Here is a 7,324-nt window from a genome sequence, read left to right on the forward strand (position 1 = left end):
GAAAATACCCTACGAACTCTGGATCGGCGCCCGCTATGCCGGGTTGGCTCGAATCCGCCAGCGACGCGGCCGCCGCGATCGCTTCATCTCTTTCATCGCTGCCAGTTCCATGGCGGGCATCGCGCTGGGCGTCGCCGCCCTGATCGTGGTGCTGTCGGTCATGAACGGCTTCCAGAAAGAGGTCCGTGACCGCATGCTGTCGGTGCTGCCGCACATCGAGCTCTACATTCCCGGCGCGGCGCCCGAGCGCGTGCTGGAGCAATGGCAGCAGTTTTCCGATGCCGCCAAGCGCAACCCCGAGGTCAAGGCCGGCGCGCCCTTCGTGGCGGCCCAGGGCATGCTGGTGCGCGGGCAGGCGCTGCGCGGGGTGCAGGTGCGCGGCATCGATCCGGGCACCGAAGGCAACGTGTCGGACCTGCCGCGCCAGATGGTGTCGGGCAAGCTGACCGACCTGAAGCCCGGCGGCTTTGGCGTGGTGCTGGGCAACGAGCTGGCCGACGGCATGGGCGTCAAGGTGGGCGATACGCTGCTGATGATGGCGCCGCAGGGCTCCATCAGCCCGGCCGGCTTTGCGCCGCGCATGCGCCAGTTCACCGTGGTGGGCGTGTTCTCGTCGGGCCACTATGAATACGATTCGTCGCTGGCCTTCGTGGACAACGACGATGCGGCCAAGGTCTTCCGCGACAGCGGCACCGCGGGCGTGCGCCTGCGCATCGCCGACATGCAGAAGGCCCCCGAAGTGGCGGCCGAACTGCGCAATGTGCTGCCGCCGTACGTCATGGCCAGCGACTGGTCGCGCAACAACCGCACCTGGTTCGCGGCCGTGCAGACCGAAAAACGCATGATGTTCCTGATCCTGGCGCTGATCGTCGCGGTGGCGGCGTTCAACCTGCTGTCGTCGCTGGTGATGGCCGTCAAGGACAAGCAGTCCGACATCGCCATCCTGCGCACACTGGGCGCGGGGCCGGGCGAAGTGGCCCGCATCTTCCTGGTGCAGGGCGCGCTGATCGGCGTGATCGGCACCTTCCTGGGCGTGGTGGGCGGCATCGTCATCGCCTACAACGTCGACGTGATCGTGCCGTTCATCGAACGCCTGCTGGGCGTGCACTTCCTGCCGCGCGAGGTGTATTTCATCAGCGCCTTGCCGTCGGACCCCCAGATGGGCGACATCACGGTCATCGGCCTGACGTCCCTGGTGCTATCGCTGCTGGCGACCTTGTACCCCAGTTGGCGCGCGTCGCGCCTGCAACCCGCACAGGTGCTGCGCCATGATTGATTCCCTGACGCCGGCGCTGCATGCCGACAACATCGTCAAGGTCTATGACGAAGGCCCGGCCCGCATCGAGGTGCTGAGCAACGTCACCCTGACGGTGGCGCGCGGCGAAATGGTCGCCATCGTGGGCGCGTCCGGTTCCGGCAAGAGCACCTTGCTGCACATCCTGGGCTTGCTCGACGTGCCGACCAGCGGCGCGGTCTCGGTAGACGGCCAGTTGGCCGTCGGCCTGTCCGAAGCCCGCAAGAGCGCGGTGCGCAATCGCAGCCTGGGCTTCGTGTACCAGTTCCACCACCTGCTGCCGGAATTCTCGGCGCTGGACAACGTGGCGATGCCGCTCATCGTGCGCCGCGAAAACCGCGACAAGGCACGCGAGGCGGCGCGCGAAGTGCTGGGCCTGGTGGGCCTGGCGGCGCGCGAGGGCCACTACCCCGGCCAGTTGTCGGGCGGTGAACGCCAGCGCGTCGCGCTGGCGCGGGCGCTGGTGACGCGTCCGGTCTGCGTGCTGGCCGACGAGCCCACGGGCAACCTCGATCGCCATACGGCGCACAACATGTTCGAGCTGCTGACCCGGGTCAACAAGGAATCCGGCACGGCCTTCGCCATCGTGACCCACGATCCCGAACTGGCGGCGCGCGCCGACCGCCAATTGCTGATGGAAAACGGCCGGCTGGTCTGAGTTGTCGGCCGACCCGGGCAGTATCCTACCGCCCCGCGGCGGGGGATAATCCGCCCCAGGAGGCCCCGCCATGCTGATCGATACCCACTGCCACCTGGACGCTGCCGAGTTCGACGCCGATCGCCGGCAGGTCGCCGAGCACGCCTGCGAAGCCGGCGTGCAGTCCATTGTCATTCCCGCCGTCGAGCGCGCCAATTTTTCGGTGGTGCGTGATCTGGCGGCGCAGGTGGCCGGCGGCGCCTACGCGCTGGGCATCCATCCCTTGTATGTACAGCGCGCATCCGACGACGACCTGGACGCGCTGCGCCGCGCCGTCAAAGACGCCCTGGGCGATCCGCGCTTCGTGGCCATCGGCGAGATCGGGCTGGATTTCTTCGTGCCCGAGATCGCGTCCGGCGAACCGCGGGCGCGGCAGGAACGCTTCTACGCCGCCCAACTGGCGCTGGCCGCCGAGTTCAAGCTGCCCGTGCTGCTGCACGTGCGCAAATCCCAAGACATCCTGTTGAAGTACCTGCGGCGGCACGATCGCATCGGCGGCATCGCGCACGCTTTCAACGGCAGCACCCAGCAGGCCCAGGCCTTTGTCGACCAGGGCTTTGCGCTGGGGCTGGGCGGCGCCATGACCTACGAGCGGGCGCTGCAGATCCGCCGCCACGCCACCGACGTGGGCTTGCAGCACCTGGTGCTGGAAACCGATGCGCCGGATATTCCGCCGGCCTGGCTGCATCCGCCCGAGCGGCGCAACCGCCCCGGGGAACTGGCTCGCATCGCCCAGGTGCTGGCGGACCTGCGGGGGATATCGCCGGCGCAGGTGGCGCAGGCGACCACCGCCAATGCCTTGCGGGTGTTGCCGCGGCTGTCGGCGGCCATACTGTCCGACGCCGACTGACCTCGCCCGCCTCGCCTGCCCAGCGCCGGGCGGGCAAATCCCGGGCGGCCTGGCTCAGGCGGACGATCGCGGTAATTCGATACGCACGCTCAGGCCTCGCGGCGACGCGTTGCGCGCCGAGATCCGGCCCTTGTGTGCCGCCACGGCAGCCCGGGCGATGCTGAGCCCCAGGCCCGCACCGCCTGCGGGTACGGCGGCGCCGGCGGTGCTCTGATAGAAGGGCTCGAACAGGTAGGCCAGTTCTTTTTCCGGCACGCCGGGGCCGCTGTCTTCGATTTCCAGGCAGGCTTCGCCGGCATCGGCGAGCAGGCGCACCTGGATGCTGCCGCCCGCCGGAGTGAAGCGCAGGGCGTTGCGCAGCACGTTTTCGATGGCGCTGGCCAGGCTGTCGCGGTCGGCGGTGACGAGCAGCGGCGCCGGGCGCGTCCAGGCAATGCCCAGCTTGCGGTCGCCGGCCTCGAAGCGCGCATCCTGCACCACGTCATCCACCACGTCGGCCAGGTCCAGCGTGTCGGTGGGCGAGGGCAGCGCGCCCATGCGGGCCAGCCGCAGGGTGCTGCCCACCAGCCCGTCCAGCCGTTCGCATTCGCGTTCGATGCGGTCCAGTTGCAGATCCAGGCGTTCGTCCTTGCGGCGCGCCAGTTCCACGCCCAGGCGCAGGCGCGCCAGCGGCGAGCGCAGCTCGTGCGCGATGTGCCGCAACAGCTGTTCGCGCGTATCCACCAACGCCTGCAGGCGGTGGGCCATGGCGTCGAAATCGCGCGCCAGCAGGCCCAGTTCATCCTTGCGTTGCGACAGCTTGAGCGGCGTGCGGGTATCCAGGCGACCCGCCGACAACGTGCGCGCGGCCTGGCGCAACTGGCCCAGCGGCGCGGCCACGTGGCGGGTCAGCGCCCAGCAGAAGGGCGCGGTCACGGCCAGGGCGAACAGCAACAGCGCCAGCGTCACCGGGGTCAGCCCCAGCACTTCCCAATGCGACGAGTCGTAGGGCAGGAACAGCATCAGCAGTTCCGTGTGGTCCGGCAGCACCAGCAGTTGCGGGTCCCACCAGGACACGCGCAGGGCGGACGGGTCGGCGGGCACGTCCAGGGCGGCGATCAGGTTGGCGTCGTGCGACCCGCGAAAGGCGATGAGCCAATCGTGCAGGCGGGTGGGCAGGCGTCGTTTGAGGATGTCCTGGTCTTGGGCATCGACCACGTAGATCTTCAGCGCCGAATAGCGGTTGTCCATTGCCTCGAGCCAGCGGCGCAGGCCGTCGGCGCCTTCCGCGCGGGCGATCTGGGCGGCATCGCGGGTCAGGTTGCCGGGGTTCAGGCCGTCCAGCGAGTCGACGCGATACCAGGCCACGGCCGCGGTCAGCATCATGCCGCAGACCATGATGACCGCCATGGCGCCCCAGAAGGTCAGGAAGGCGCGCCAGAAGAGGGAACGGACGGGCAGCCAGGCCATTCAGGCCGTGCCTGCCAGCACGTAGCCCAGGCCGCGCAGGTTGCGGATGGCGGGGGCGTCGTCGGCCTGGTCCAGCCGCAGCTTCTTGCGCAGGCTGCTGATGTGGGTGTCGATGCTGCGGTCGTAGCGGTCGGCCGTGCGGCCCAGCGCGTACAGGCTGATCTGTTCGCGCGGCACCACCTGGCCGGGGGCGCGCATCAGCACTTCCAGGATGCGCTGTTCGGCGCCGGTCAGCAGCACTTCCTGCGTGCCCAGCCGGGCGCGGCCGCTGGCGGCGTCCAGCGACAGGGCACCGACGTTCAGCTCGGCGGCGGGGGCCTCGGGCATTTCCTCGAAACGGCGCAGCACGGCGCAGATGCGCGCCTTGAGCTCGCGCGGGCTGAAGGGCTTGGCCAGGTAGTCGTCGGCGCCCAGTTCCAGCCCCAGCACGCGGTCGGTTTCGCCGCCGTGCGCGGTGAACATGATGACGGGGCGGCGCGAGCTTTGGCGCAGGCGCCGCAGCAGGTCCAGGCCGTTGCCGTCGGGCAGCATCAGGTCCAGCAGGATCAGGTCGTAGCCGTCCTGCAAGGCCAGGGGCAGGCCCTGGGCGCTGCTGTGCGCCAACGTCAGGTCGACGTGGTGGGGGTCGAGATACTCGCGCAGCATCAATGCCAGGTCGACGTCGTCGTCGATCAACAGGATGCGGCGCGTCACCATTTGGGTAGGAATGGACATGCGCTTGGGTTCTGTTGCCGCCGGCAGCATAGCGGGTGTGTGGCTGCCGAAGTGTCAAGAAGTGCGAAGAAGATAAAAGTTGAGGAAAGCGTGTTGCAGCGTTCCGGACCCCTCAATTCTAATATGAGAATAGTTTTCATTAAAAATACGAAGCGGACGGCGGCGCTGCGCACGGGGCGCGGCAGCTGTCCGGGACGGGAGAGTCTGAAACATGAGCAGCATCGATCTGGCCGCGCGGCGCGCAGTCGGCCCGCGTACCCGCCTGACCGTCGCCTTGTGCGCGGCGGGCCTGGGCATGGGCCAATCGGCCTGGGCGCAATCGGCGGATTCTGCCGCGCCCAAGGTCATGGACACCGTGGTGGTGACGGCCAGCGGCTACGAACAGCAGATCCAGGACGCGCCGGCGTCCATCAGCGTGATCACGCGCCAGGACCTGGAAAAGAAGTTCTATCGCGACGTCACCGATGCGCTGGTCGAGGTACCCGGCGTGGTGGTGACCGGCGGCGGCGACCGCCAGGACATCAGCCTGCGCGGCATGGGGCCGAAGTACACGCTGATTCTCATCGACGGCAAGCGCCAGAACTCCCGCGAAACCCGCACCAACTCGGATTCGAGCGGCGTGGAAGGCGGCTGGACCCCGCCGATCTCGGCGATCGAACGCATTGAAGTGGTGCGCGGCCCGATGTCGTCGCTGTATGGGTCCGACGCCATGGGCGGGGTGATCAACATCATCACCCGCAAGGTGCCCAGCGAGTGGGGCGGTGAGATCCGCATGGACACCACCATCCAGGAAAGCAGCAAGTCGGGCGACATCTACCAGGGCAACTTCTACCTGGCCGGCCCGATCAAGAATGACCTGCTGGGCCTGCAGATCTACGGCCAGGCAACCCAGCGCGACGAAGACAGGATCGTCGATGGCTACCGCAAGCGCAACGCCACCAACATCACCGCCAAGCTGGCGCTGACGCCGAACCGCGACCACGACATCGTGCTGGAAGCCACGTCCAGCCGCCAGAAGTACGAGAACACCCTGGGCAAGACCGTGGCGCCGTTGCCGCCGGGCCAGGCTTGCGCGCGCACCGGTTGCCCGGCGTCGTCCGAGACCGACTACCGCAGCAACAAGTGGGCACTGTCGCACACCGGCCGCTGGGGCTGGGCCGTGTCCGACAGCTATGTGCAGCAGGAAGAGTTCGACAATCGCTCGCGCCAGATGAAGATCAAGAACCTGGACCTGCAGACCAGCTGGTCGCTGCCGCTGGGGTCGCACATGCTGACGCTGGGCGGCAGCTACCTGTCGCAGCGCCTGACCGACCAGACCGGCAACCAGCTGGCGGGTGGCCCGAGCAAGGTGGACCGCTACCAGTGGGCCGTGTTCGCCGAAGACGAATGGCGCCTGACCGACAGCTTCGCGCTGACCGGCGGCCTGCGCATGGACCAGGACGAGAACTTCGGCAGCCACTTCAGCCCGCGCCTGTACGGCGTGTGGCACCTGGCTGAACGCTGGACCCTGAAGGGCGGCGTGTCCACGGGGTTCCGCGCACCCGACCTGCGCCAGACCGTGGCCGGCTGGGGCCAGGTCAGCCGCGGCGGCAACATGTACGGCAACCCGGACCTGACTCCCGAGAAGTCGGTGACCGAGGAAATCGGCCTGCTGTATGACGATGGCGAAGGTTTCAACGCCGGCCTGACGCTGTTCAACAATAACTTCAAGGACAAGATCACCCGCGTCGCGTGCCCGCTGTCGCAGTGCACCGAGGGGCCGAACCAGTTCGGCGCCAACCCCACCACCTACATGAACGTGGACAAGGCGGTGTCGCGCGGCGTGGAAGCCAGCATGAAGCTGCCGCTGGCGCGCGACTGGTCCGTGACCAGCAGCTACACCTTCACCAAGTCCGAGCAGAAGTCGGGCCAGTACGCCGGCCAGCCGCTGAACCAGCTGCCCAAGCACCTGTTCACCACCACGGTGAACTGGCAGGCGTCGGACGCCCTGGAAGCCTGGGCCCGCGTCAACTACCGCGGCAAGGAAAGCCAGCCGATCACCGGCCCGTCCGCATCGTCGCTGGTGGCGCCGTCCTATACCTTCGTGGACCTGGGCGGATCGTACGCGGTCAACAAGAAGGTGTCGGTGTACGCCGGCATCTACAACCTGTTCGACAAGCAGGTCGGCTATGACGACTACGGCTACGTCGAAGACGGCCGCCGCTACTGGCTGGGCGTGGGCGTGAAGTTCTAAGCCCTCGGGCAGGGGCACCATCCGCGCGCACCGCCGCCAGGCCGGGCGCGCGCCACCTCGGAAGGCCACAAACGTTCCTTTAAACAA

Annotated in this window: 6 protein-coding genes; 4 read left to right on the top strand and 2 right to left on the bottom strand. The window is 68.1% G+C overall.

The window, feature by feature from the left end; all coding sequences use genetic code 11:
- Positions 1–43 precede the first annotated feature (43 nt).
- From AC6LJ2_RS25465 to AC6LJ2_RS25475, 3 genes are all read left to right on the top strand, one after another.
- Positions 44–1,276 carry a lipoprotein-releasing ABC transporter permease subunit gene (locus tag AC6LJ2_RS25465; protein ID WP_263911212.1) on the top strand — a complete coding sequence of 411 codons (1,233 nt, stop codon included), beginning with the start codon at positions 44–46 and terminating at the stop codon, positions 1,274–1,276.
- Positions 1,269–1,952 carry an ABC transporter ATP-binding protein gene (locus tag AC6LJ2_RS25470; protein ID WP_025136023.1) on the top strand — a complete coding sequence of 228 codons (684 nt, stop codon included), beginning with the start codon at positions 1,269–1,271 and terminating at the stop codon, positions 1,950–1,952. Before AC6LJ2_RS25465 ends, AC6LJ2_RS25470 begins: the two co-directional genes overlap by 8 nt.
- 70 nt (positions 1,953–2,022) lie before the next feature.
- Positions 2,023–2,841: a TatD family hydrolase gene (locus AC6LJ2_RS25475; protein ID WP_498152445.1), complete on the top strand. Its 819-nt coding sequence runs from the start codon at positions 2,023–2,025 to the stop codon at positions 2,839–2,841.
- A 54-nt stretch (positions 2,842–2,895) separates the two neighbouring features.
- On the opposite strand, the gene AC6LJ2_RS25480 is transcribed toward AC6LJ2_RS25475, so the two are convergent.
- Both AC6LJ2_RS25480 and AC6LJ2_RS25485 read right to left on the bottom strand, forming a co-directional pair.
- A complete protein-coding gene (locus tag AC6LJ2_RS25480; RefSeq protein WP_263910817.1) occupies positions 2,896–4,290 on the bottom strand; it encodes an ATP-binding protein in 1,395 nt (464 codons plus the stop codon).
- Entirely contained in the window at positions 4,291–4,986 is a 696-nt protein-coding gene (locus AC6LJ2_RS25485) for a response regulator transcription factor (RefSeq protein WP_263911211.1), read from the bottom strand.
- Between the two features lie 229 nt (positions 4,987–5,215).
- Between AC6LJ2_RS25485 and AC6LJ2_RS25490 the strand changes: the two genes are divergently transcribed.
- Complete coding sequence (locus tag AC6LJ2_RS25490) at positions 5,216–7,237, top strand: ligand-gated channel protein (RefSeq protein WP_263910816.1); 2,022 nt, start codon at positions 5,216–5,218, stop codon at positions 7,235–7,237.
- The last annotated feature ends 87 nt before the right edge of the window (positions 7,238–7,324 follow it).

This window comes from Achromobacter sp. 1014246743 (genome assembly GCF_059760725.1).

Coding starts and splice junctions, on each gene's coding strand:
- AC6LJ2_RS25470 (WP_025136023.1), top strand. CDS start 1,269: ATGATTGATTCCCTGACGCCGGCGCTGCATGCCGACAACATCGTCAAG.
- AC6LJ2_RS25475 (WP_498152445.1), top strand. CDS start 2,023: ATGCTGATCGATACCCACTGCCACCTGGACGCTGCCGAGTTCGACGCC.
- AC6LJ2_RS25480 (WP_263910817.1), bottom strand. CDS start 4,290: ATGGCCTGGCTGCCCGTCCGTTCCCTCTTCTGGCGCGCCTTCCTGACC.
- AC6LJ2_RS25485 (WP_263911211.1), bottom strand. CDS start 4,986: ATGGTGACGCGCCGCATCCTGTTGATCGACGACGACGTCGACCTGGCA.
- AC6LJ2_RS25490 (WP_263910816.1), top strand. CDS start 5,216: ATGAGCAGCATCGATCTGGCCGCGCGGCGCGCAGTCGGCCCGCGTACC.